Origin of the sequence: Pararhodobacter sp. CCB-MM2 (assembly GCF_001691415.1) — a bacterium.
Lineage (GTDB): Bacteria > Pseudomonadota > Alphaproteobacteria > Rhodobacterales > Rhodobacteraceae > Pararhodobacter.
On record NZ_LRRR01000005.1, the window covers coordinates 191,361 to 215,120 of the forward strand.

The 23,760-nt window shown below is 64.2% G+C and carries 21 protein-coding genes and 4 pseudogenes; 10 read left to right on the top strand and 15 right to left on the bottom strand.

Annotated elements, in window-relative coordinates; translation table 11 throughout:
* Positions 1–97 precede the first annotated feature (97 nt).
* Positions 98–463, top strand: a pseudogene (locus tag BCY78_RS08270) (transposase); the annotation flags it as partial.
* Between the two features lie 73 nt (positions 464–536).
* The gene (locus BCY78_RS08275) at positions 537–854 is read left to right on the top strand and encodes a hypothetical protein (RefSeq protein WP_068300246.1); all 318 of its coding nucleotides are present in this window, start codon (positions 537–539) and stop codon (positions 852–854) included.
* Positions 855–1,395: 541 nt separating this feature from the next.
* On the opposite strand, the gene BCY78_RS25200 is transcribed toward BCY78_RS08275, so the two are convergent.
* A complete protein-coding gene (locus BCY78_RS25200; protein ID WP_139103114.1) occupies positions 1,396–1,932 on the bottom strand; it encodes a hypothetical protein in 537 nt (178 codons plus the stop codon).
* Between the two features lie 508 nt (positions 1,933–2,440).
* Here BCY78_RS25200 and BCY78_RS08285 point away from each other — a divergent pair.
* Positions 2,441–2,815, top strand: coding sequence for a hypothetical protein (locus BCY78_RS08285; RefSeq protein WP_068300248.1), 375 nt, complete (start codon positions 2,441–2,443; stop codon positions 2,813–2,815).
* A 638-nt stretch (positions 2,816–3,453) separates the two neighbouring features.
* A pseudogene (locus BCY78_RS08290) lies at positions 3,454–3,828 on the top strand (transposase); the annotation flags it as partial.
* A 32-nt stretch (positions 3,829–3,860) separates the two neighbouring features.
* Here BCY78_RS08290 and BCY78_RS25960 read toward each other — a convergent pair.
* The 9 genes and pseudogenes from BCY78_RS25960 to rfbC all read right to left on the bottom strand — a co-directional run.
* A pseudogene (locus BCY78_RS25960) lies at positions 3,861–4,034 on the bottom strand (integrase core domain-containing protein); the annotation flags it as partial.
* Between the two features lie 64 nt (positions 4,035–4,098).
* Positions 4,099–4,947, bottom strand: coding sequence for an IS3 family transposase (locus BCY78_RS08295; RefSeq protein ID WP_369808698.1), 849 nt, complete (start codon positions 4,945–4,947; stop codon positions 4,099–4,101).
* Positions 4,890–5,255, bottom strand: a complete 366-nt coding sequence (locus BCY78_RS25965) for a transposase (RefSeq protein WP_068300254.1) — start codon at positions 5,253–5,255, stop codon at positions 4,890–4,892. Before BCY78_RS25965 ends, BCY78_RS08295 begins: the two co-directional genes overlap by 58 nt.
* Before the next feature lie 289 nt (positions 5,256–5,544).
* A complete protein-coding gene (locus tag BCY78_RS08305; protein WP_068300255.1) occupies positions 5,545–6,435 on the bottom strand; it encodes a glycosyltransferase family A protein in 891 nt (296 codons plus the stop codon).
* A 5-nt stretch (positions 6,436–6,440) separates the two neighbouring features.
* Complete coding sequence (locus tag BCY78_RS08310) at positions 6,441–8,561, bottom strand: glycoside hydrolase family 99-like domain-containing protein (protein WP_068300256.1); 2,121 nt, start codon at positions 8,559–8,561, stop codon at positions 6,441–6,443.
* Positions 8,562–8,629: 68 nt separating this feature from the next.
* Entirely contained in the window at positions 8,630–9,520 is an 891-nt protein-coding gene (rfbA, locus tag BCY78_RS08315) for a glucose-1-phosphate thymidylyltransferase RfbA (RefSeq protein WP_068300258.1), read from the bottom strand.
* The gene (rfbD, locus tag BCY78_RS08320; protein ID WP_068300259.1) at positions 9,517–10,368 is read right to left on the bottom strand and encodes a dTDP-4-dehydrorhamnose reductase; all 852 of its coding nucleotides are present in this window, start codon (positions 10,366–10,368) and stop codon (positions 9,517–9,519) included. Before rfbD ends, rfbA begins: the two co-directional genes overlap by 4 nt.
* Before the next feature lie 114 nt (positions 10,369–10,482).
* Positions 10,483–11,532 carry a dTDP-glucose 4,6-dehydratase gene (rfbB, locus tag BCY78_RS08325; protein WP_068300261.1) on the bottom strand — a complete coding sequence of 350 codons (1,050 nt, stop codon included), beginning with the start codon at positions 11,530–11,532 and terminating at the stop codon, positions 10,483–10,485.
* On the bottom strand, positions 11,529–12,101 hold the full coding sequence (gene rfbC / locus BCY78_RS08330) for a dTDP-4-dehydrorhamnose 3,5-epimerase (protein ID WP_068300263.1): 573 nt from the start codon (positions 12,099–12,101) through the stop codon (positions 11,529–11,531). The genes rfbB and rfbC overlap by 4 nt, the downstream gene beginning before the upstream one ends.
* A 216-nt stretch (positions 12,102–12,317) precedes the next feature.
* Here rfbC and BCY78_RS25205 point away from each other — a divergent pair, with 216 nt between their 5' ends.
* The 6 genes and pseudogenes from BCY78_RS25205 to BCY78_RS08365 all read left to right on the top strand — a co-directional run bounded on the left by BCY78_RS25205 (position 12,318) and on the right by BCY78_RS08365 (position 18,286).
* On the top strand, positions 12,318–12,641 hold the full coding sequence (locus tag BCY78_RS25205; RefSeq protein WP_139103116.1) for a hypothetical protein: 324 nt from the start codon (positions 12,318–12,320) through the stop codon (positions 12,639–12,641).
* Positions 12,642–12,668: 27 nt separating this feature from the next.
* Positions 12,669–13,873 (top strand): annotated as a pseudogene (locus tag BCY78_RS24565) (IS3 family transposase).
* Between the two features lie 45 nt (positions 13,874–13,918).
* On the top strand, positions 13,919–14,347 hold the full coding sequence (locus BCY78_RS08350) for a glycosyltransferase (protein ID WP_083194901.1): 429 nt from the start codon (positions 13,919–13,921) through the stop codon (positions 14,345–14,347).
* 3 nt (positions 14,348–14,350) lie between these two features.
* Positions 14,351–15,253 carry a glycosyltransferase family 2 protein gene (locus tag BCY78_RS08355; RefSeq protein ID WP_068300270.1) on the top strand — a complete coding sequence of 301 codons (903 nt, stop codon included), beginning with the start codon at positions 14,351–14,353 and terminating at the stop codon, positions 15,251–15,253.
* Between the two features lie 235 nt (positions 15,254–15,488).
* A complete protein-coding gene (locus tag BCY78_RS08360; protein ID WP_068300273.1) occupies positions 15,489–16,928 on the top strand; it encodes a mannose-1-phosphate guanylyltransferase/mannose-6-phosphate isomerase in 1,440 nt (479 codons plus the stop codon).
* On the top strand, positions 16,925–18,286 hold the full coding sequence (locus tag BCY78_RS08365; RefSeq protein WP_068300276.1) for a phosphomannomutase/phosphoglucomutase: 1,362 nt from the start codon (positions 16,925–16,927) through the stop codon (positions 18,284–18,286). Before BCY78_RS08360 ends, BCY78_RS08365 begins: the two co-directional genes overlap by 4 nt.
* Positions 18,287–18,337: 51 nt before the next feature.
* On the opposite strand, the gene BCY78_RS08370 is transcribed toward BCY78_RS08365, so the two are convergent.
* From BCY78_RS08370 to BCY78_RS08390, 5 genes are all read right to left on the bottom strand, one after another.
* Positions 18,338–18,661, bottom strand: coding sequence for a hypothetical protein (locus BCY78_RS08370; protein WP_068300278.1), 324 nt, complete (start codon positions 18,659–18,661; stop codon positions 18,338–18,340).
* The gene (locus BCY78_RS08375) at positions 18,658–18,993 is read right to left on the bottom strand and encodes a hypothetical protein (protein ID WP_068300280.1); all 336 of its coding nucleotides are present in this window, start codon (positions 18,991–18,993) and stop codon (positions 18,658–18,660) included. The genes BCY78_RS08370 and BCY78_RS08375 overlap by 4 nt, the downstream gene beginning before the upstream one ends.
* Positions 18,994–19,003: 10 nt before the next feature.
* Positions 19,004–20,362 (bottom strand): DUF2793 domain-containing protein, encoded by a 1,359-nt coding sequence (locus tag BCY78_RS08380; protein ID WP_068300281.1) that lies wholly within the window; start codon positions 20,360–20,362, stop codon positions 19,004–19,006.
* A gap of 82 nt (positions 20,363–20,444) precedes the next feature.
* Positions 20,445–21,335: a transglutaminase family protein gene (locus BCY78_RS08385; protein WP_068300283.1), complete on the bottom strand. Its 891-nt coding sequence runs from the start codon at positions 21,333–21,335 to the stop codon at positions 20,445–20,447.
* Positions 21,336–21,343: 8 nt separating this feature from the next.
* Positions 21,344–23,755, bottom strand: coding sequence for a circularly permuted type 2 ATP-grasp protein (locus BCY78_RS08390; protein ID WP_068300285.1), 2,412 nt, complete (start codon positions 23,753–23,755; stop codon positions 21,344–21,346).
* Positions 23,756–23,760 lie beyond the last annotated feature (5 nt).

Sequence of the window (23,760 nt, forward strand, 5' to 3'; positions counted from 1 at the left end):
CGCCGCCGCCATTTGAACCTGAACAGTTGCAAGGGGCGCCCGTAGTGCCGACCCCGAATATCAAGGACAGGGCGATTTGCGGGAGCAAGCCGCGCGCCTACGCCAAGTCAAAGGGATCGGGCCCGTCGTCTCAGCAACCTTGATCGCGCAGCTCCCTGAACTTGGTCAGCTTGACCGCCGAAGGATCGCGGCTCTCGCCGGGCTCGCACCACATGCGAATGACTCCGGACATCGACGCGGAAAACGCAGCATATGGGGTGGACGCGGCACGATCAGGCGCACCCTCTATCTGGCAGCACTCACCGCCAGCAGGTTCGACCCGCGGTTCAGGGCGTTCAAGGAGCGCCTGCTTGCGGCTGGAAAGGCCAAAAAGCCCGTCATCGTCGCTTGCGCGCGCAAGCTCCTGACCGTTCTCAACGCAATGATCAAAACTGGAACGGCCTACCGAGACGCCATCGTTTGAAACACAGTTGCTACTCAGGAGTTGGAGCCTCCGGCAAACCCGGTGCGGTTCACCTGCGGCCCTCTTCCCCGAATTGATCGCGACAAATGAGAGCCAGTCCTTCGGCGACAAGATCTATTACAACTGGGCGAAGGCACTCGTGCGACAGCTGAACGGCAACCCGAGGGAACTCTGCTTCCACTCGTTTCGACATTATGTCATCGCGCACCTGAAAGAGCTGCCCGAGGTCAGCGACAAGCAGCGCCGCGACCTTGTCGGGCATATCGGCGGCGACGTGCATGACGAGCAATATGATGTCGCCACGTCGATGACCGTGATGAGAGGTGTGGTCGCGAAGTTGCCGCGGCTGTTCCGAGCCCCTGGTGCGATGAAGACCTGTCGAACGGGGTGACGGATAGCGCGGGTCGTCCCGTAAGGGTCGGAAAGTCACTTTTGACATCTCCGGAGCTTCGGCCCGCGAATACCGAAGTCAGGGCCCTCCCCCTTAGGTCCTTACGCGCGCGACGCTCCCGAGTTTGGTACAAAGCGACAATTGCGATCCAATAACCATTCGAAATGGGGCTACTTCGGCCTTTGCCCCCTTCGTGGAAAATACGGATTCTTTGCCTGCGCTGGCCAAGCGGCAGAATCCCGAATCCGCCCACAGCACCTCCGGCCGCCCAAGCAGCATAGTTGTCCACATAATAGCGACACGAGAGGGCCTCCACGCGCCATTCGGGCAACCCTGGTCATCCGGCAGCAGATATACTGTCGATCAACGCAACTAAAAGAAGACTGACCGCTGTGACTTCGAACCTGATCGTCGACTGCTGCTCCTACCCTGGCCCCAAGTGTCTGATCCATCTCCTGGGCAGAACTCTCACGGACGGGTGGCCGTCATGAGTACCCGGCGGGATAAGCTCGTGAAGGTCCGCTTCACGGAAGACGAGTTCTCAAGGCTGGAAACGCTGCGCCAATCTGCGGGATCGGAGAGCTGCGCTGTGTTTGTCCGCAGAAAGGCTCTGGAACCAGAGATCGGAACCGGCGCAATCGCGGCTCTTGTCGGTCAGATCGGTGTGACCCTCAACGCTGAAGAAATCGCGCCTAAGAAGCTCGAGCATTTGGCGGACCTCCTCTTCGACCTCACTCAGGCCCTCCGCAAGATGCAGAGGACCTGATCGATGCGCGCCCACAACACCTTCCACAAAACCGCCGGCGTCCTGTCTGACTATGACCTGCGCCAAGGCGCCGAGTTCATAGGTGGGACGATCCCGAAGGCGAAACCCGTCGTCCTTCGCGACCGGCTGGATCGGCTGGCGGATGGTGCGGGGGTGATGCACATGACACTCTCGCTGCCGGAGGGTCTGCGCGCCAGCCGGGAGATTTGGCACGCGATCGTCATGGCGCAGCTCGATATGACGGGTCTGCCAGCCCTGCGCGCGCCGTGGATCGCAGCCCGCCACACCGATGCCAACTGCGACCATGTGCATGTCGCCATCGGTTTGCGAGGATTTGACGGATCATCCTTGCACCCCAAGACCGGGGACATCCGGACCAGTCGCAATCATCAAACGCTGGCCCGGCTCCTTGGCTTGCCCGTCCCTGACTACTTCAACCCCCAGGTCCCGCAACTTGATCCTCCGGTCATCAGCCGTCGGCTGACGACGGAACCCAGAAAACGACTGAGCGCGGTACTGGGTGCCATCTTCACAAGCGATCGCCCGAGAACTCTCGACGCCCTAGATGATGCGCTGGCGCGGCAATCCCCCGTAATCCTGCGCACCACAATCCGCAACGTATATGGAAGGAAAACGCATCTCTTCAGCGTGGATGGTGTGCAGCTCTTAGGTGGCGAGCTCGGCCCTGCCTGGGAGCCGCGCCATCTCGAGAGGCGGATGGCACATGCCCATGCCCTGCACCGTCTCCGACTGCGGCTCAGCGCACAGGCGATTCTGAAGACCCTCCTCCCCCACACGAAACCCTTGATGGAGTTCGAACATGCGAAAGACGATGTCCTCCTTGGCCCTGCCCCCGGACCACGAGGTATTGCTGAAAACGTTGCTAACGACGGACGGCAAAGTGGATCAGCTTCTGCCGCTGACCAGCCTGTTGGACGACCCCGATCACCCGATGTCCGAGCTTGGCGAAGCTCTGATCGAGGCTCTTCAGCGTATCTCGGAGGATCTGCGGCAAGCAACGAGCCTCCGGGAAGAGCACCGCACAGCCCTGAACCAAGCGAACGAGACCACCGCCGGGTTGTCAGGGATCCTCGAGCAGCTCGCGAACGAACTCCACGAAATCCGGACAGAGAACCACACCTTGAAGCAGAAAATCTCGGAGATCCACGGCTTGATGTTCAGCCCGGCGGACTGACCTTCGGGAGCCAACTCGTGCAGCTTCTTCGATTCCTTCGAGCGCGCTTCAGTGGCTGGCGCTGGCGCCGCTCAAACACATCTTCGGTCCAGGTTACATTCCGGGATGGGAGCGTTGCCGAAATTTGCGGTGGCATGTTGATGAACGCCCCTGAAGAAGGAGAGGTGACCCGGTTCGCAGACACTTGGCATCAGGAAGTCGGGGATGGGGAGCTCGAAGTACCCGGAGTTTCGGATAACCAGACACCAGCACCAATGTAGTCGGACGGCCCGCCCCCCAAATGGCAGCGACGACACGCCCGAGCCACCGGACGTGGCCCAGTGGCTTGAGCCACGCATACACCATTTTCCACTGCTGCATTTCACACCCAATAGGCGAACAAATGCCGCATTTTTTCCTTCCTTCGCCAAAGCGAAGTGCCAACCGCTACTGAGGGCGGGAAGCGGACGAATGGCGATGCGGCACGACGTCTGCAGATGTTCTGCAAAACCTTGTATCTGGTTGCGGCATGGCGATCACGCTATCCGGGTCCCGTGACGGGGCTGCAACGCAATCGGATAGGCTGTCCAGACAGGAGCGACCTCGCCAGCGTCGAAGTCGATGTAGACAAATTTGACGGTGCTATAACGTTTGATGTCATCAAGGTCGAGGGCGAAGGCGAGTGGCACGCCCGCAAGCATGGCGGCCCGAAACGGCGCGTCTGGCGCAAGATCCATCTGGAGATTGATGAGGAAACGCTGGAGGTTCGGGCCATGGAGATCACAGGAAGCCACATCGCCGGTGCGCCGGTGTTACCCGACCTGCTCAAACAGATTCCTGCGCACGAGCAGATCGGCAGCGTCACCGCCGACGGTGCCTACGACACCCGCGAATGCCACGATGCCATCGCTGACCGCGGCCCCCACGCTGTCATTCCACCCCGTAAGAACGCCAAACCGTGGAAGACAGTCACCGCCGGCGCGGTCGCACGAAACGAAGCACTGCGGGCATCGAAATACCTCGGTCGTGAGCTACTCCCCGTCACTTGCACAGTTTCCGGGATAATTTAAGCTACTCTCTGCCCCTGCTGGTGGGTTTCGAGCTGGTTGAAGTAGAGCACGGCGGGTGGCTGTCCGCCATGGGCGGCGTGGGGCCGCTGGTGGTTGTAGAAGATGATACATCGTCCAACCCCGGCCTTGGCCTGCGAGCCGGTCTCTCTGGCGTGCAGATAGTGTGTTTCGGCGTGCAACTTTGACCCCTTAGTGGAGTGAACCCCATGGACTGGACCACGGAGGGTCTCCGACCTAAGCCGCCTCGCGGGCGAGTTGGGTTTCGAATTCCTCGGGGGATCGGTACCCGAGTGCTGAGTGCAGTCGTTTTGGGTTGTAGACCTGCTCGATGCACCGGGGCAAGCGGGTGGCGACATCGGTGAAGGTCTCGTATCCGGCCCGATAGACCTCTTCGACCTTCAGCGTCTTCATGAAGCTTTCTGCCTGCGCGTTGTGATAGGGGTTCCCGACGCCGCTCATGGAGCCCTGGAGGCCCGCATCCGCAAGGGCATCGCGGTAGGTCTGAGATGCGTATTGTCTGCCGCGGTCCGTATGATGGATGCAGCCCGCCGGAGGAGCCCTGTTTGCCACCGCCGCGCGCAACGCCGCCAGCGCCAGAGGCGTGTCGAGGCGTTGTGACAGAGCATATCCGACGACCTCGCGGCTGCAGGCATCGAGGATAGCCGCGAGGAAGCAGAAGCCGGTCGCTACCCGGATGTAGGTGAAGTCCGCGACCCATATCCGGTCAGGCCGATCCGGGATGGCGTTGCGGTAGAGGTTCGGAAAGATAGGCGAGTCGTGCTGGCTGTCGGTTGTCCGCACAAAGCGCCTGCGGGGCTTTATACCAAGTCCGGCCAGCCGCATGACGCGGGCTACCCTCTTGTGATTTATGATCAATCCGTGACGCTTCAGTTCGTGTGTCACACGCCGGTAGCCATAACAGGGCAGTTCATCCGGGATGTCTTCGATGATTGACGTCAGCTCGGCATCCGACAGCCCTTCGGGTTTGGCGACCGCGCGATAGTAGTAGGTGCTGCGCGGCAGGTTCATGGCTTTGCACCCCCGCCGGATGGAGCAGGCGCGGGGCCGCTGATCACGGATGATCTCTCGCTGCCGTTGACGGTCGGCATCCGCGGTGTTTTTTTGGCAAGGTCCAGCTCCATTGTGAGCTGGCCAACCTTGCGCTCCAGTGCGGCGATGCGGACCTCGTATTCGGCGATTACGCTGGCCTTGGCTTCTTCATTTGTCAGTTCTCCCCGGTCGAACTGCGTCAGCCAAAGCTGGATGAGGTTGGCAGAGAGGTCATGGCTGCGCTGCGCATCGCGGCGTCCGATGATGCCCGCCCTTATGTCTTGGCAAAGCTGCAATTTGAACGGTGTCGAATGTCGACGGTAAGGACCTCGGGACGTCATGGGGTTTTCTCCATGCAAGGCCCGTCCAGCGTATCAGATCTTCAGCCCCCGTGGTCCAGTCCATGGGGTTCACTCCAATAGGGGGTCAGTTTTGCAGGCCAATTGACACCGAACCTGCCCGGGCGCCCGAACGCTTGCGTCAGCGCGTGGAACCTCAGGTGCACCAGACTCGCCCCTGACTGTGGGACGACTTCTGGGCCGACCGAGGTACCTCAAGCAATCACAGCCAGAGCGCGGCCAACTTCGTTGCGACGTCCGGACGCTGATCCCCCTGGAGGGGCGCTTGTTCTCACGGCACTGAAGCGATATTCATCTTGCCTCGCTCGCGGTCAAGGAATCTCAAATGCCCGCATTGCCGCACATAGAGTTCAAAGACGCCCGGCCAGTTGAACTCGCAAGGGAACTGCCGATTGGGGGACACGCCGCGTAGCCCCAGGCGAGAGAACCGGCACAGGACGGCCTCGATCTCCGTCGAGGCGAGGTAACCCAGCGAGGAGAAGGAGTTTGTGCCGTGCAGCCTGTAGCGATAATGCTCCTGCGGAACAACGACCGGCTCTGTCCACCACAGCGCCTGCAATAAGAAATCCCAGTCATGGCAATACTTCATCGGACTGAAGCGTCCAATCCGATCATATAGTTGACGCGAAAACAACAAGTTACCTTTCGAGATCGCCACGTTCAGCCGCATCAGGGCGAACCCGATGCTGGGATCACGCTGGAGCGCCAGCATCTGCCGCGGCGCGAAGAGTTGGAAATACGGCTCGATCGAGTGGACCTCGTCACGCTTCGTCATGACCTCGACCAGAGAGAACCCCAGTTCCGCACCGGTTTCCGACAAGGCTGCCATCAAGGCGCTCACGCGGTCTGGATGATAGAGATCATCAGAATTGATTAGGGCAATATAGCTGCCTTGCGATTCCGAGATGCCGCGGTTGATCGCGTCATGTGCGCCAAGATTACGCTCGTTGCGCAGCAGGGCCACACGCCGGAATCGCGCCGCAAAATCGCCCTGCAGCAACGCCTCCGCGCGGGCGAAGGTATCGTCGGTGGACAGATCATCGACGACGATCAGCTCGATCTCGGGATAGGTCTGAGCATGGATGGAGCGCAGGCAATCCTCGATGAACTCGGCGTGGCAATAGGCCGGGACGACCACGCTGACCAGCGGCGAAAGCTCCATGCTTGTCACCCGAGTATCAGCGTCAGATCGGTATTGATCGCCAGAGCGCGGCGCGGACCGACCTCTCCGGGGATCAGGATCTCGACCTCGTAGCGACCGGGCGGCACACCTTGCAGACGGCCCCTCAGGTGGAATCCGCAGCCCTGTGCCCGCGGACCCAGCCCGAGTAACGCGACAACGTCGTCCCGCGCCTGACGCGCCGGAACCGAGGCCAGATAACGCTCGCCGCCCATGTCCAGATTGCGCAGCGCGATCATCGCTTCGCCACGGGCGACATCGTCGATCAGGAACCACCCCGACAGAGTCACGCCCTGCCAGAGAGGCACCGGCAGCGCCGCGTCCGCAGGGGGGCGGCGCCCGTTCACCGTTTCGATCTCGAACTTCTGCCCGGTGAGACGTTCGATCCGAAGCATGACGTCGGGGATCGGGACGAAGCCCGACGCCTCGTAGGCGTGCAGGCCGACCGGGCCCTGTGCGATGAGATCGCTCAGCACCGCATTGGCACGGATCAGGCTTTCGACATAGCGCCGGGTCTCGACCAGCGGATCCGCAGCGCCTTCGGCCACCGGACGCAACGGCGCCAGCGCCAGGTTGCGTGGAGACACCGCCGCCCGGATGGCCTGAAGCGCCTCATGGCCGTGCCGCCGGTCCGGCTCCAGATAGGCGCCCTGCGGCCAGTCGTTCCACGAGCGCACGAACACCAGCCGCGCCCCTTCGGGCAGGTGCCCACGAGCTTCACCGACGAGATGGCTCATCCAGGTCTCGAACCCGGCAGGCGAGGCTCCGGTATAGAGATTGCCCTGCAGGCCGCGCTGACAGGTCTGATCCCAGCCCGGCAGAGCAGTCCGAAACCGCAGATGGGCCGCCGGAGTCTCAGAAAGCTCCTGTCGCAACAGATCGGCGTAGTCCCGGATCGCCCCCGTGAAACCGCTGGCGAGGTCGGGGATGCGCGCGTTGATGGTCGGACACCGTGTGTCGCGGCGCGGATCCTGACAACTGCTGTCACAGCCGTAGGCCTGCGGGTTCGGTGCATCGGGTCCCTCGACGAGACACAGATGTAAACCGGGGAAGCCCTCGTCTTGCAGGATCTGGCGCCAGCGCTCCACGGTCGCCGCCGGATGGCGCAACTTTTCCAGACCCTCGACCTGCAGCAAAGGCGCCCCGTCGATGGTCAGATAACGCTTGGCGCGAAAATAGGGGATCAGAGCATGGATGAAGTCAGTATCGTCGGCATGACCGCGCCGCTGTTCCTGCGCGAGCCCGTCCGGGCTGCCCTCGACCACCCATGAAAGGCAGAAGTCCAGATCAAGATCCATCGCGACATGACGATCGACCGGCAACACCCCCAGAATCTGATCCTCGACGCGATGGATCTCGTAGCAGAATCCGGAGACCCCATAGCGCCGGGCCAGCGCGACCTGATCACTCTGGACCTGATCGATACGCAGGTCGTAAAATCCCAGATCGGCCGGCAGGTTGGGTTGGCCATGTCCCGGGAACAAGGGCTGGGCTGCGGCGACATCCGCCCAGTCCGCCGCGCCGCTGCCGCGCAAGCCACCACGTTCGCCATCGGGGGCGAAGACAGTCGTATAGTAAGCGATGACGCCGACCGCGGGGGGCTCGTGGCTCATCTCAGGTGCCAGCAAACCATCGAGCAAACGTTGCCGCCCGCCCTTGCCGCCCGGGAACTTCGATGGACGCGGCGCAAGAGCTTTGTAGAGCGCCTCGCGCGTGATCGAGCCGACATGCGCCGATATCGGCAAGGACATGCTGGTGCCGAGCACCTCAATGCGCAGGATGTCTGCGATGCGAACCTCGCCCGGACCATCGGCCTTGAGGCGCGTGAGGACCGCCTCGGCGGCTTTGGGAGCGACGTCGCGCAGCGGTGCCGAGAACCCGGCTGTCACCGGCATGCCGACCAGAGCACCGATGTCGTTGCGGTTGATGTCACAGACGGCCCTCAGGACGGCCTGATCATAGAGGTAGATTTCAACCTCGACGGGCGTCCGTGGAGAGGCCGCCTCGATCACCCAGCCAAAGATCCATTCGTCCGTCATGCCATCAACGGCGCCGCGGAAACGCGGCCCCTGCTCAAGGTCATTCAGATCCCAGGTGATGTCCGACATTGCTTTCTCGTCGCGAAGTCAATGAGGTCTCCGCCACGGATCGTGCCGAAGACCACAGGTCAGGGCCGTCAGCTGTCGAGCAGCCGATCCAGATAGGCGCCATACGCGTTCTTGCCGAACTTGCGCGCCCGCCCGCGCAACGCCTCAGGCGTGATCCAGCCCTGTTCGAAGGCAATCTCATCGGGGCTACCCGTCTGCATTCCTTGCCGCAACTCCAGTGTGCGCACAAAATTCCCGGCGTCGAGCAGGCTTCCATGGGTGCCCGTATCGAACCACGCATAGCCGCGGCCCATCAGCTCTACCGACAGGCTGCCTTCGGCGAGATACATCTCCAGCAGAGAGGTGATTTCCAACTCGCCACGGGCGGACGGCGTGACGTTACGCGCCTTGGCCGAGGCCGTGCCATCCATGAAATAGAGCCCGGTCACCGCGTAGTTGGACGCCGGTTTCGCCGGTTTCTCGATGATGCTCTCGACCTTGCCATCGGCATCGAAACTGACGACGCCGTAGCGCTCAGGATCCGAGACATGATAGCCGAAGACAGTCGCCCCCGCCTCCTGCGCCGAGGCGGCCCGCAGCTGCCGCGTCAGCCCGTGTCCATAATAGATGTTGTCGCCCAGGATCATGGCCGATGGACTGCCTGCGAGGAAGTCCTCGGCCAGCAGATAGGCCTGTGCCAAGCCGTCGGGACTTTCCTGCACGAGCCACGTCAACGAGATGCCCCATTGCGAGCCATCCCCCAGCGTGCGCTGAAACTGGTCGCGGTCATGCGGGGTGGTGATGATCGCGATTTCGCGGATCCCCGCCAGCATGAGCACGCTGAGGGGATAGTAGATCATCGGCTTGTCATAGACCGGCAGGAGTTGCTTTGAGACTCCGATGGTCAAAGGATAAAGACGCGTTCCCGAGCCGCCGGCCAAAATGATGCCTTTGCGTGTGCTCGACGAAGAAGAAGTCATGAAATAGCTCCGAGGTCTGTCAATGCCTCCTGAACTGCTACTCTCCAGTCGGGACGGTCAAGCCCGAAAACCGACAGCGACGCGCAATCCATGCGGGAATTCGCCGGCCGCTTCGCAGGGGTCGGGTACGCACTGGTCGGAATGTCACCAATCGTGCAGGCGAGCCCCGCCTGGATCATGATCTCGCGCGCGAAGTCGGCCCACGAGACATCCGGCGCGCCCGAGAAATGATAGGTCCCGGTCTTCTCCGGATCGTCCTGCAGCTGGTGCGCGATGGCAAGGCACGCTGCGGCAATCGCGCGGGCCGGCGTCGGGCCCCCGACCTGATCCGCGACGACGGTCAGCGCCTCACGCTCGCGGCCGAGCCTGAGCATTGTCTTCAGGAAATTGTTGCCATGGGCCGAGAATACCCACGATGTGCGCAGGATCGCATGCGGGCCACCTGCCGCCCTCACGGCCTGTTCGCCGGCCAGCTTGGTGCGCCCATACGCCCCGAGCGGCCCCGTCGGATCATCGGGTTTGAAGGCGTCTTCGCCCGTCCCGTCGAACACGTAATCGGTGGAGATGTGGACGAAGGGCACCCCCAAAGCCGCGCAGGCCTCGGCCATCGCGCCGGGGGCCTGTCCGTTGACCACCAAAGCCGCGTCTTCCTCGGCCTCGGCGCGGTCGACGGCAGTCCAAGCGGCGGCGTTGATCACCGCCGAGGGGCGGAAGGTTCGAATGGCCTCCGCGCAGCGCTCAGGCTCGGAAAGATCCGCCTCAGCACGGCCCAGATACCGGGCCTCTGGCGCGATCCTCTGCAACTCCAAGGCGACTTGCCCGGTCGTTCCGAAGATGAGAAGGGTCATGACTACTCCTGTCGCCTGTGCGTCTTCAGGCGGATGAACGGATGGAGGCCGGATCGTCGGGGGGCAGTCCCCTTGGCCCATGAGGCCCGACCGCCAAGCGGCCGGGCGCCATCCTTATGCCTTGGTCCCGAGCCGCTGCCCCACGCCCTGCCGCACCTGCAGCGGGCGCCACCAGGCCTCGTTGTCGAGATACCAGCGCACGGTGCGCTCCAGCCCCTGCTCGACCGTCACCGAGGGACGCCAGCCCAGTTCCTCACGGATACGCGTCGGGTCGATCGCATAGCGGGCGTCATGGCCCGGACGATCGGCGACGAAGGTGATCTGCTCGGCGTAGGACCCGTCGGCCTTCGGCTGCAGCCGGTCGAGGATCGCGCAAAGCGCCTTGACCAGTTCCAGATTGGTCCGCTCGTTCTCGCCGCCGATGTTGTAGCTGCGGCCCAATGCGCCCTTCTCGACGACCAGCAGCAGCGCGTCGGCATGGTCTTCGACGAACAACCAGTCGCGGATGTTCTGGCCGTTGCCATAGATCGGCAGCGGCTTTCCGGCCAAGGCATTGAGGATGATCACCGGGACCAACTTCTCGGGGAAGTGGTAGGGGCCGTAATTGTTCGAGCAATTGGTCAGCACGACCGGCAGGCCATAGGTCTCGTGCCAAGCGCGGACAAGGTGGTCCGATGCCGCCTTCGACGACGAGTAAGGGCTGCGCGGATCGTAGGGCGTGTCCTCGGTGAATTTCACCGCCGGATCCGCGGGCAGAGAGCCGAAGACCTCGTCCGTCGAGATATGGTGGAAGCGGAAGCTCTCGGGCCGGCCCTTGCGGGTCCAGTAGGTCCGCGCGGCCTCCAGCATGTTGTAGGTGCCGGTGATGTTGGTCTCGATGAAATCGCCCGGACCGTCAATCGAGCGATCGACATGGCTTTCCGCTGCGAGATGCATCACCGCATCGGGTTCGTGTTCGGCAAAGATCCGGTCCAGCGCCGCACGATCCCGGATATCGGCCTGCTCGAAGCGATAAAGCGGGCTGTCGGCCACGGGCGCCACGTTGTCGAGGCAGGCGGCATAGGTCAGCGCGTCGAGGTTCACGACCTCATGGCCCCGCGACACCGCGAGGCGCACTACGGCCGAGCCGATGAAGCCCGCACCACCAGTGACGAGCAGTTTCATGCCGCGCCCTCCCAGACGAAAGGCGTGTCTAAATCGGCAAGACCGGGCGCAGTGCTGTCCTTGGCCGAGAGTTGCGGCGCCTCGCCGGGCGCCAGCGGCCAGTCGATACCGATCGTCGGATCATCCCAACGGATGCCGCCATCACAATCCGGGGCATAGACATCCGTGCATTTGTACTGCACTTCGCAATCCGGCGTCAGGGTCAGGAAGCCGTGCAGGAACCCCTTGGGCACAAGCAATTGCCGGCCGTTCTCGGCCGTCAGCTCGACGCCGGTCCAGCGGCCATAATGCGGAGAGCCGCGACGGATATCGACGGCCACGTCGAAGATCGCGCCGCGCGTGCAGCGCACCAATTTGTCCTGCGCATGCGGCGGGCGCTGGTAGTGCAGCCCGCGCAGCGTGCCTTTGGCAGCCGAGAACGAGTGATTGTCCTGGACGAAGTCGAGGCGCAGCCCGGCCTCCGCCATCCGAGACGCATTCCAGGTTTCGCTGAACCATCCACGGCTGTCCCCGAAACGGGCGGGCTCGAAGATGAGAACATCGGGAAGGGCAGTCTTTTCGATCTTCACAGGGAAAACACCAGTTTGAAATTGACGTTATAAGACAGTGAGTTGTCTCAAAGGGTGGTGCAGGTCGTCGGGACCATAACAGGACGGCCCCGAGACGTGAAGGCGCAATCAGGCCGCGCGCGCCCGCCTCCTGCAGGCGCATGCACCGCTCGCTCAGAGATCGCCCTTGCCAGCGCTATCCGAGGCCGTGGCCTTCATGCGCCCTTGGCCATGCGCTTGCCCGGGTCCCTGATCGCGCCTCTTGCCAGCACCCTTCGCGCCGGCCCCGCCGCGCAGGCCCTTTCCCTTGCCCTGCCCTTTGGCACCGCCTTCACCGCTCACGGCAGCCATGGCAGCCCCTTGGGCGACGCCCGCCTCCGCACTGCGTTTGCCGCGGTTAGCCTTGCCCATGCGGGCCTTGCCACCATCGCCTGCGCGCTTCGCGCCGCCGGCTTTGCCGCCACCGCCCTTGCCAGCCCCCAACTTTCCAGCGCCACGCTTACCGCCGCCGCCCGTCGCGGCACTGGTCTGCCCCCTGAAAAGTGGTCCTCCCTGGAGTAGGCTTTGGAGCCGTATGGAGGACGAAGAATGGGACAGAAGAGACATAAGCCTGAGGAGATCGTCGCGAAGCTTCGGCAGGTCGACGTGCTGGTATCGCAAGGCCGATCGGTGGCCGAAGCGGTGCGGTCGATCGGGGGTGAGGCATGAGCACGCCATAGGTCCGAGTGCCATGCCGAACCAGTTCACCTATTACCGCTGGCGCAAGGAGTTCGGCGGGCTGAAGACCGACCAGGTGAAGCGCCTCAAAGAGCTCGAGAAGGAGAACGAGCGGCTGCGGAAGGCGGTTTCCGATCTCACGCTCGAGAAGCTGATCCTCCGGGAGGCCGCCTCGGGAAACTTCTGAGCCCCGCTCGCCGTCGGGCCTATGTCGAGCATGTCCGGCAGAAGTTCGGCGTGTCGGAACGGTTTGCCTGTCGGGTGCTCGGCCAGCATCGTTCGACCCAGCGCAAAGCCCCACGCGGCCGGGCCGATGAAGACGCGCTGACTGCGGACATCGTCGCGCTGGCCAGCCAGTATGGGCGCTACGGCTATCGCCGGATCGCAGCCATGCTGCGAGATGCTGGCTGGGCCGTGAACGTGAAGCGCGTCGAGCGGATCTGGCGACGGGAGGGGCTGAAGGTTCCCCAGAAGCAACCAAGGAAAGGCCGGCTCTGGCTGAATGACGGGTCGTGCATCCGTCTGCGGCCGGAGCGTCCGAACCACGTCTGGTCCTACGACTTCGTCGAGAGCCGGACGCATGATGGAAGGAAGTTCCGCATGCTCAATGTCATAGACGAGTTCACCCGGGAGTGCCTGGCGATCAGGATCGACCGGAAGCTTAATTCGACCGCCGTGATCGATGTCCTGACCGACCTGTTCATCCTTCGCGGCGTGCCGGGTCATGTTCGCTCGGACAACGGCCAGAGTTCATCGCAAAGGCGGTGCGCGACTGGATCGACGCGGTGGGCGCGAAGACGGCATTCATTGAGCCCGGCAGCCCATGGGAGAACGGCTACTGCGAGAGCTTCAACTCGAAGCTCCGTGACGAGCTGCTCAATGGCGAGATCTTCTACTCCCTGGCGGAGGCTCGCGCCGTGATCGAGGCATGGCGGGTCCACTACAATACGGTCAGGCCTCACTCATCGCTCGGATATCGGCCGCCGACGCCGGAGGCTGTCCACTGGCCGTCTCGCCGGCGCGGATCAGCCCCGCCGCAGGCATCCGCATTGGCACGGATACCTGTCATGCACTAAAATTGATACCGGACCACCCGATAGGGGCAGGCCACCACCTCGGATATTCCGGCGCTGCTGAAACGCTCGGACATCCTGATCCTGCCGTCGAACAACGAGGGGCTGGCCCTCGTCTGCTACGAGGCGGTCGAGCATGGCTGCATCCCGATCTCGACGGATGTCGGCTCGCAATCCGAGATCGTCCCCGAAGGCCTGTTGGTCCCGCTCGCCTCGATGGCCTGTGTGCGCGAGACCGTACGCGTCGTCGACCGGCTGTGGCGCGACGAGGCCTTCCTCGCCGCCCAGCACGCGGCGCTGAACGCCTGCCACCACCGGCTTGCGGCGGATCCGACGGCGGAGGAGGTGATCTCGGGCCTTTATCGCCAGACCCTCGCCCGGATCGAAGCCGAGGACGAAGCGCTTGGCGCTCTGCCGGCTCAGGCCGAGGGCGGCTCTGCCCCTCGGACGAACGCGCATCACGATATCGAGGCCTGATCCATGACCACTTTCCTGACCTCGACCGCGGCCGTCATCGTCACCTTCAACCGTTCGGCCAAGTTGATGAACGTGCTGGATACGTTGGCGCAGCAGACGGTCCGGCCGGACCTGATCTTCGTCGTCGACAATGCCTCGACCGACGACACCGGCGATCTGGTGGCGGATCGCGCGCGCAGCCTGCCCGAGATCCGCTACATCCGCCTGCCGAAGAATGTCGGCGGTGCCGGCGGCTTCCACGAAGGGATGAAAGCGGCCTATGCTTCCGGGGTCAATTTCATGTGGATCTCGGACGACGACGCCTATCCGCTGCCGGACGCGATCGAGAAACTCCTGTCGGCCTATGCCGAGTTCGAGGCCGAGACCGGCAACCGCCCCAGCTTCGCCTGCTCCCGCGTGGAATGGATCGACGGCACGATGTGCGAGATGAACACGCCGCGCGCGGTCTGGGACTGGCCGCGTTTCGTCCATCCCGGCAAGGCCTGGGCGCTGGTCGACAGCGCCTCGTTCGTCTCGGCGCTGATCCCGCGCTGGGCCGTCGCGGCGCATGGCCTGCCGATCTCGGATTATTTCATCTGGTTCGACGATGCCGAATATACCCGCCGCATCGCGCGCTCGTATCCCGGCATCTATGTCCCGGAAAGCCGCGTGACCCATGACACGCCCGAGAACAAGGGCGTCAACTACGGCTTCGTCAACGCCAAGAGCCTGTGGAAATTCCGCTACGGCGCGCGCAACGAGGCCTCGTTCCACCGGCGCGAGCGCGGCCTCCTCGGGGTTGTGTCGTTCTACATGGCCGTGCGGCGGCAGATGCGCGAGGGGCAGGTCCCGCCGGCGCTTCGGCGCAAGATCTATGCCGCGATCGCGCAGGGCGCGCGCTTCCGGCCCGCGATCGTCAAGGTCTGAGGCTTCCGGGATTGGGGCCTCGGCGCACGGGGTCATCGCCATCCTGCCGGCCAAAAGTGACCGGTCCCGGTTGCGCGAAACTTCGGCCTGCGCGCTGACTTGTCCAATGACCCTGCCGCGCCCGCAGCGCATCCGCGACATACAAATGCCGGGAATCTTGGGTTAACGTGGCTCCGGCCCTCCCTGTCCCGGGGGGTGTTTCGGTTTTGTCTTTCGTAGCGGGAGCCTCCTTGCCATGTCGATCTTGCTTCACCCGGTCCTTCTCTGCGGCGGCTCCGGCACGCGGCTCTGGCCCTTGTCGCGCAAATCCTACCCCAAGCAGTTTGCCCCGCTGACCGGCGAAAGAAGCCTATTCCAGACCTCGGCCCAGCGCCTGTCCGGGCCGGGTTTTGCCGCGCCGGTGGTGGTGACCGGATCGGATTTCCGCTTCATCGTCACCGAACAGCTGGGACAGGTCGGCATCCGGCAGGAATCGATCCTGATCGAACCCTCGGCCCGCAACACCGCCCCGGCGATTCTGGCCGCCGCGCTGAAAATCGGCGGCGACGCGCTGGTCCTCGTGGCGCCGTCGGACCATGTGATCCCCGATGCCGCCCGTTTCCGCGCCGCAGTGCAAGCAGCCGCACCGACGGCGATGGCCGGGCAACTGGTCACCTTCGGCATCCGCCCGGACCGCGCCGAGACCGGCTATGGCTGGCTTGAACTCAGCGCCCCGCCGGATGCGGATTTCAGCCCTGTTGCCCAACCCCTGTCGCGCTTCGTCGAGAAGCCCGATCTCGAAACCGCCGAGGCCATGTTCGCGGGCGGACGGCATCTTTGGAATGCCGGCATCTTCCTGTTCCGTGCCGATGCCTTGATCGCGGCCTTCGAAACCTTCGCGCCGGTGATGCTGGCGCAGGTGCGCGCAGCCCTTGCCGGCGCGCAGGAGGACCTTGCCTTCACCCGCCTCGCCCTCGCTGAATGGGACGCGCTCGAGGACATCTCGATTGATTACGCCGTGATGGAAAAGGCCGACAACCTCTCGGTCGTGCCCTATGGCGGCCTATGGTCGGACCTCGGCGGCTGGGAAGCCGTCTGGCGCGAGAGCGAAGGCGATGACACGGGCGTCGTCACCGCCGGCGCCGCGCTGGCCATCGATTGCGAGGACAGCCTGCTTCGCTCGGAGAATGAGGCGATGCAGGTTGTGGGTATCGGTCTCAAGGACATCGTCGCCATCGCCATGCCCGACGCGGTGCTGGTCGCCCACAAGGACCGTGCGCAGGATGTGAAGAAGGCGGTGAGCGCGCTGAAGGCGCGCGGCGTCGCACAGGCCGAGACCCTCCCCCGCGATTACCGACCCTGGGGCTGGTACGAGAGCCTCGCACTGGGGTCGCGGTTTCAGGTCAAGCGCATCCATGTCCATCCCGGTGCGGCGCTGAGCCTCCAGTCGCACCATCATCGGGCCGAGCACTGGATTGTGGTCGAAGGCACCGCGAAGGTGACGATCGATGACCGCGTGCAGCTCGTGACCGAAAACCAATCGGTCTATATTCCGCTCGGTGCCGTCCATCGGATGGAGAACCCCGGCAAGGTACCCATGGTCCTGATCGAGGTACAGACCGGTAGCTATCTCGGCGAGGATGACATCATCCGATACGAGGACGTCTATGCCCGCGGTCAGGGGGCGAAAGGATGAGCGCGCTGACCTGCTTCAAGGCCTATGACATCCGTGGCCGGCTGGGCATCGACCTTGACGAGGAGATCGCCCACCGCATCGGTCGGGCCTTTGCCCGCGCGCTTGGCGCGAAGAAGGTCGTTCTGGGCCGTGATATCCGCGCCTCTTCTGAGGCCCTCGCGGGCGCAGTCGCGCAGGCGCTGGTGGCAGAGGGCTGCGAGGTTCTGGACCTCGGACTGTCGGGCACTGAAGAGATGTATTTTGCCACCACGTTCTTCGGCGCGGATGGCGGCATCTGCGTCACCGCCTCGCATAATCCCATGGATTACAACGGCATGAAGATGGTCCGGGCAGGCTCGGCCCCGCTCGATGCGGCGACGGGTCTCGCGTCGATCAAGGCGCTGGCCGAGGCGGATGACTTCGGCCCGGCACGCGCGGGCGGCCGGATCCGCGATATCGCCATCGAGGCGCGCACCGCCTATGTCGAGCGCGTGATGTCCTTCGTCGACGTCGCCGCGCTCAAGCCCCTGAAGATCGTCGTCAACGCCGGCAATGGCGCCGCCGGTCCGACCTTCGACGCCATTGCGGCAGCCCTCGAACTCCGGGGCGCACCCCTGACCTTCATCCGTATGCACCACACGCCGGACGGCAGCTTTCCGAACGGTATTCCGAACCCGTTGCTGGTGGAAAATCGCCCCGTCACCGCCGAGCGCGTGATCGCCGAGGGTGCGGATCTGGGCGTGGCTTGGGACGGCGATTTCGACCGCTGCTTCTTCTTCGACCATACGGGCGGCTTCGTCGACGGTGAGTATGTCGTGGGGCTTCTGGCCGAGGTCTTCCTGCAAAAGGAGCCAGGCGCGAAGATCATCCACGACCCGCGCGTGGTCTGGAACACGCAGGATGTCGTCGCCCGGGCCGGTGGCACGGCTGTGCAATCGCGCACGGGGCATGCCTTCATCAAGCAATCCATGCGCGACGAGAATGCCTTCTATGGCGGCGAGATGTCCGCCCATCACTACTTCCGCGATTTTGTCTATTGCGACAGCGGCATGATCCCCTGGCTGGTGATGGCCGAGCTTGTCTCGCGTCGCGGGCCGCTGGCCGATCTGGTCGCGGCGCGCAGGGCGGCCTTCCCCTCGTCGGGCGAGATCAACTTCCACCCGGCCGACCCCAAGGGCACAATCACTGCGATCCGCGCCCGATACGAGCCCCGGGCCTGCTCCGTGGACGAGACCGATGGCATCAGCCTCGACATGGGCGACTGGCGCTTCAACCTGCGCTCGTCGAACACCGAGCCGGTGGTGCGGCTGAACATGGAAAGCCGCGGCCGATCGCTTGATGAACCGCTCGCGGCCCTGACCGCACAACTGTCTGGATGACGGTCAGCAGTCAAGGCGACGGAAGGTGCTCTGCACACTCCCGCTCGACGCTCAGCCGGGCCAAGCTGGAACGTGACTAAGGACTTCCGAAGAATCAGGAAGATCTTCCGTAATGTCGTACTGATCACGCAAGTCGAAGGCCATGAGCCAGACAGCGTCGCGCCATGCGACGAAGGTTCGCGCTTCCTCGGCCCAGTCCGAAACAGTGCTGCCGGTATAGCCGGCAAGGTGCGCAGCGCTGTTATACCCCATGACTATCGCCCGCGCCTCGACATGAGCATTTATCGCCGCGGCAATCCGGGCTTGGGCTGCAGCAACCTTGGTGGCCGCGATATCCTGAGATGTCCTTGTGGTACCGGTGAGCACATAAGTCATGCCAGAGGGTCCTCTTTGGAAGTGCGGATTGCGGGGACCGAAACAGGCCCGTCCGTCGCGGTGATGAGCCAATGCGCGGGATCGATCGGCTGGTCGGGGGCGGTGTCGTCACCCAATACGACGCGCACAGTCGCCTGTATCTCGCCGTCAATGCGGGAGATTACGCCGATGAACGGGTGATCGCCCTCGTCGGGATGAAACTCCCCGCCATCGGGCACAAGCGAACCAAAGTCGACGCTGGGGCCATCCACCCATAGGATGTCTCCGGAGATCGAGAGCGTGGTTTCAACCTGTCCCGGCAGACCACGGATTGGTGAAAGGGTCAGTCGCATGGGAACCTCCTCAGAACCAACGGCCGACAGCCATCAATACCGGCGCTGCCAGACTTGCGCTACTGCTATGGCTCAACACGCGATAGCCGACCGCGCTTGGCGAAGGGGTGCTTGTCGCAAGCCACCGTGTCACATCGCCTCCACCGCCAGAAACACTTGGAGCCGCCGAGAATGCTGCTGGGAACGTCCAGACCAAGGCGCTCGCGTGAGTGAAGACAGTGCCGGCCGTGACTTGGCAATCGACAGCCGCGGCGGAAACAGTGCAAATTTGCGTCCCGTCAGCAAAACGGACAAATTCTCCATTCGCATTGACGCCGCGCTGAAGAATGGCGCCGGTCGGCACGCCGCCTGACTGCGAAACGGCACCCAATATCGTGGCTTGATTATAGGTTCGGTACCACGGCCCCCAACCGCCGTTGTAGACGCGGATGAAAGCAAGGCCGTTCGAAAGGCCTTCAAAGATGGCAATCTGCGTGACCCTTGCACCGTTGGCCCGCTGATTCACCAGTACGGAGCCGGTGAATGCGATCCCGCCAACCGTATTGTTCGCTGTTGTCCCCTGAACGCAGAAGTATAAGCCGTTCGGCACCGTGTTGTCATTCAGGTCGACCAGAATCTGACCGGACGTGCTTCCCAGCCCGAAATCCCCGACTTTGGTCAGCCTTCCCACGGTCGCGTCGGTCGGACTCTGCGTCACCCCGGTCCCAGTCACCGGACCGTTGACCACCGCGCCATGTCCGAACGCCGGAACACCGGTTGCCGCATTAATCGACAGTGCGGTGGTCCAGCTGCTGCCATCGGCGGAGACCTTTACGCCAAAGGCCTCCGAGCCGAGAGTGCCCAGTTCCGCCCGCCCGGACCAACCCGTCTGAAACAGGACAGAAGCTGTGTCTGACACGCCGTTCTTGTTCACCTTCAGTTGATGTCCCGCGCCCGCATGGCTGAGCAGAACCGCGTCCGAAGCAACCGCCAGCTTGTTGGTCGCATCATAGGTCGTGCCGATGCCGACGCCGGACAGGTTTTGCAGCGCGGGCAGATCCGGAGCGACCCAGGCCGAGCCGTTCCAGAGCCGAAGCTCCGTCCCCACGACACTGCGCCAGCCAGCCTTAGGCGTCAGAAACAGCCATCCGCCGTTCGACCAGGCAGCGAGTTCGCCGTCATGGCCGACCCAGTCATTGATCGCGCCTGAACCGATCGACCAAACCTGCCCCTCATCGGGGCTAAGCGGCGGTGACGTCTCGTCGAACCCCTGAAGGACGAGGTGGACCACGAGATCCAACCGCTCCAGGGCTGCATTGTGAGTGACATGCTTCTGCGCCTGCGCGGCCTGCAGGTACGGAAGGTTCAGATTGGTGGATGTCTCGTCCATGCCTCGGCCTCCTGATCGACGCCGGACAATAGGCGCGACAGGTTTGCCAAGGCTGATGCCTGCGCGCGTTGCACCGCCGGCCTCAATCCTCCAGCGGGACCATGTCCACGGCATGGCGGCTCGCCTGCCCGCCCGCGCTGCGCATGGCCCCCAGCACCGGCGCCGCATCGAGGTAATCGCGCCCGCGCGCCACTGTGACGTAATCCTGCCCCGCCGGTTGATCGTTGGTCGGATCGAACTCGATCCAGCCGGTCACCGGCCCGGCCCAGGCACAGACCCAGGCATGCATCGCGTCCACCCCCTCCAGCCGGGGCTGTCCCGGCGGCGGATTGGTGCGCAGAAAGCCCGAGACATAGCCCGCCGGAATGCCCAAGGCCCGCAGCCCCGCGATCATGATGTGGGCGAAGTCCTGACACACGCCCGAGCGTTGCTCGAACGCCTGCTCCGGCCCCGTCTCGACCGAGGTCGCCTCGGCATCGAAGCGCATCTCCTCGTGCAGCGCATGGCCCAGCAGCTCGATCGCCTGCCGGGTTGTCGGCGTCCCGCCCGCCTTCGTGATGACCGCCTGCGCAAAGCGCGAGATCGCCGGGATCAGCGGCACGCGGGCCGAGGGGCCGCGGAAATGATGCGGCGCGCAAGGTCCAAGGTCGCGCACCCCGTCCAGCGTGCTCGGCAGATCCGCCAGCAAGGGCGACAGGTCGGCGCTGCCGGGCGGGGTCAACCGCTCGACCCGCAGCTTCAGCACCAGATGCAGCGCGTCGATCGGCCCGTGCCAGACCGCCGTCGTGGTGCAATTGCCGAAGAAGTCTCGCTCCTCGCGCCGCTCATCCGGGCGCGGCGTGATCGTCAGCGCCGTGTCCAGCACCCGTTGCTCACCCGACAGGTCAGAGGGCAACAGCCGCATCAAGGTCCGCGCCCGGTCCGAGACGGCGGCGTATTCGTAATCGATGGCGAGGCTGATATCGTAGATCATGCCGTCACTTACCGCAGATAAGCATCGGTGATCAGGTCAGAAATATCCCCGAAGGCCCCGCGCATCGACAGCAATCGTTTCGCGGTGATGTCCTCGATATCAACGACGCTGAGCCGGGTCTCCAACGGCAGGATCGCCCGCGACAAGGCCGCGAGCCGCCCGTTGTCTTCGGCCCCCGGCAAGGCGGCGGCCTGTTCGCGCATGACGCGCAACTGGAACAGGATCGAGCGCGGGTTGTCGGCATCGAGCGCCAGCAGATCGACCACCGTATCGCGCGAGGTCTCGACCGCGTAGCGGCGGCGATGGGTGATGACGCTGTCCGCCACCTCGACCGCGAGGTCCAGCGCCCCTTCGGGCGCGCCGGGCTCGGCCAGACCATGCAGCAGTGCCGTCAGCCCGTCTGCGCGCTCCAGCGCCCGGCCCAGCGACAGGAAGCGCCAGCCTTGAAAGCGATACATGTTGTCCTGCACCAGCCCCGAGAACGCGGTCATCTTGCGCACCAGCACGAACATCGCCCGCGCCGCATCATCCCCCGCCTCGATATCGCGCAGGGTCACGCTGGCGGTGCGGTGCAGATCCACCAGCGCCGCCCATCCGTCGGTCGAGAAGCGGTCGCGCACCTTGGCCGCACAGGCCCGTGCCGCGCCGATCCGGTCGAGCAAGGCCTCGGGCATGGGTTGCGCCACGTCGATGCCATAGCCGCTGATGAAGGCCCTGAGCCGCCGCAGCAGCGGATCAGCCGGATTGTCCGTCGCCGCCAGCCGCAGGTGATAGGCGCGGATCAAGCGGATCGCGTCCTCGGTCCGCTCCACATAGCGGCCCAGCCAGAACAGGTTGTCCGCCGAACGCGAGGGCAGCACCCCGTGCGCCAGCCGCTGGAAACTCGCCTCGCCCTTCGGCGTCAGCGTGACCTTGGGCACCAAACGGTCCGAGACGATCCACACATCCGCGACCGACCCGCCTTTCTGCATCCCGAGTGCCGAGGCATCCCCCGCCTTGCCGATCCGCGCGTAGCCGCCCTTCATGAAGCGCCAGCCCTCGGCCGTGCGGGCAGCGAAGACACGGATCGTCATCGGCCGTGGCAGAATGCGCCCCTCGACCAGCGGCTGGCCCGGCTCGGTCACCCATGCGGGCGTGGTCGACAGCGCCACCGCCTCCTGACCGACCAGCGAGGGCCCTTCAGCGTCGATCCAGGCCTCGGTATCACCGCCCTGCCCGCCCAGCCCGGCGCCGGTCTCGATGTCATAGGGCAGATCGGGGCTCAAAGCCGGGCCGATCAGCATCTCGCCCGCGTGCTTCTTGACGTAATCGCGCTCGGCCGCACCGCCGCACCACCATGTCGCGATGTTGGACAGCGCCAGCGGCTTGCCCGTCAGCACCTCGGAGATGCGCGGCAGGAAGGCCATCATCGCCCGCATCTCGACAACGCCTGCGCCGAGAGCATTGACCATGGCGAGGTTGCCGCGCCGCACCGTCTCGACCAGCCCGGGCGTGCCGATCTGGCTGCCGGAATGCAGCTCCAGCGGGTCGGCGAAGGCCGCGTCGATGCGCCGCCACAGCAGGCCGATCGGCTGCGGCCCCTCGATGGTCCGGACCTTCAGCTCGCCATTCTCGACAAGCAGATCCTCCCCCTCCAGCAACATCAGGCCAAGGTATCGCGCGATATAGGTATGCTCGTAATAGGTATCGTTCGACGGCCCCGGCGTCAGGATCGCCGCACGCGCCTCCATGTCGCCGCCGGCCTTGGCCAGCGCCTTCATCTGCGCGCGGAAATCGGCGAAGAACCCGGCCAGCCGATGGATATAGGCGCGCGGGAAACGCTCAGGGAAGATGCGCCCGGTCGCCATCCGGTTCTCCAGCGCGAAGCCCGCACCAGAAGGCGCCTGCACCCGGTCGCCCAAGACCAGCCACGAGCCATCGGGCGAGCGGCCGATCTCGAAGGCGAGGAAATGCAGATGATGCCCGCCCGCAGGCTCGATCCCAACCATCGGCCGCAGCCATTGCGGCGAGGCGGCGATCAGCGAGGCCGGCAGATGCCCCTCGCGCACCAGTCGCCCCTCGCCATAGAGATCGGCCACCACCTGCTCCAGCAGATCGGCGCGCTCGGCCAGCCCTGTGCAGATCTGCTCCCATTCGCTGTCATGCAGCACCACCGGGATATGCGAGAGCGGCCAGTCACGCTCGGCCAGCGGGTCGCCGGAATATTGCCGGTAGAACACGCCCGCGTCGCGCAGATACTGGTTGCCGCGCTCAAACCGCGCGGCGATCTCGGCCGGGGCCAATCTTGCGAAACGCTCGACAAAGCGCGCCCAGACCGGCCGCATCCGCCCCTCGGCATCGAACAATTCGTCGGCCACCCCCGGAATCCGGTGGTAGTCCGAGAACAGGTCCGGTTCCTTGGCGGGACGCGCGGCGGGCATGGGCG

What these genes read in the sequence shown, in the direction of transcription:
- BCY78_RS25200 (WP_139103114.1), bottom strand. Translation starts at nt 1,932, where the DNA reads ATGCACATGGTCGCAGTTGGCATCGGTGTGGCGGGCTGCGATCCACGG.
- BCY78_RS08285 (WP_068300248.1), top strand. Translation starts at nt 2,441, where the DNA reads ATGCGAAAGACGATGTCCTCCTTGGCCCTGCCCCCGGACCACGAGGTA.
- BCY78_RS25965 (WP_068300254.1), bottom strand. Translation starts at nt 5,255, where the DNA reads ATGACGTCCCGAGGTCCTTACCGTCGACATTCGACACCGTTCAAATTG.
- BCY78_RS08305 (WP_068300255.1), bottom strand. Translation starts at nt 6,435, where the DNA reads ATGGAGCTTTCGCCGCTGGTCAGCGTGGTCGTCCCGGCCTATTGCCAC.
- BCY78_RS08310 (WP_068300256.1), bottom strand. Translation starts at nt 8,561, where the DNA reads ATGTCGGACATCACCTGGGATCTGAATGACCTTGAGCAGGGGCCGCGT.
- rfbA (WP_068300258.1), bottom strand. Translation starts at nt 9,520, where the DNA reads ATGACTTCTTCTTCGTCGAGCACACGCAAAGGCATCATTTTGGCCGGC.
- rfbD (WP_068300259.1), bottom strand. Translation starts at nt 10,368, where the DNA reads ATGACCCTTCTCATCTTCGGAACGACCGGGCAAGTCGCCTTGGAGTTG.
- rfbB (WP_068300261.1), bottom strand. Translation starts at nt 11,532, where the DNA reads ATGAAACTGCTCGTCACTGGTGGTGCGGGCTTCATCGGCTCGGCCGTA.
- BCY78_RS08355 (WP_068300270.1), top strand. Translation starts at nt 14,351, where the DNA reads ATGACCACTTTCCTGACCTCGACCGCGGCCGTCATCGTCACCTTCAAC.
- BCY78_RS08360 (WP_068300273.1), top strand. Translation starts at nt 15,489, where the DNA reads ATGTCGATCTTGCTTCACCCGGTCCTTCTCTGCGGCGGCTCCGGCACG.
- BCY78_RS08365 (WP_068300276.1), top strand. Translation starts at nt 16,925, where the DNA reads ATGAGCGCGCTGACCTGCTTCAAGGCCTATGACATCCGTGGCCGGCTG.
- BCY78_RS08370 (WP_068300278.1), bottom strand. Translation starts at nt 18,661, where the DNA reads ATGACTTATGTGCTCACCGGTACCACAAGGACATCTCAGGATATCGCG.
- BCY78_RS08375 (WP_068300280.1), bottom strand. Translation starts at nt 18,993, where the DNA reads ATGCGACTGACCCTTTCACCAATCCGTGGTCTGCCGGGACAGGTTGAA.
- BCY78_RS08380 (WP_068300281.1), bottom strand. Translation starts at nt 20,362, where the DNA reads ATGGACGAGACATCCACCAATCTGAACCTTCCGTACCTGCAGGCCGCG.
- BCY78_RS08385 (WP_068300283.1), bottom strand. Translation starts at nt 21,335, where the DNA reads ATGATCTACGATATCAGCCTCGCCATCGATTACGAATACGCCGCCGTC.
- BCY78_RS08390 (WP_068300285.1), bottom strand. Translation starts at nt 23,755, where the DNA reads ATGCCCGCCGCGCGTCCCGCCAAGGAACCGGACCTGTTCTCGGACTAC.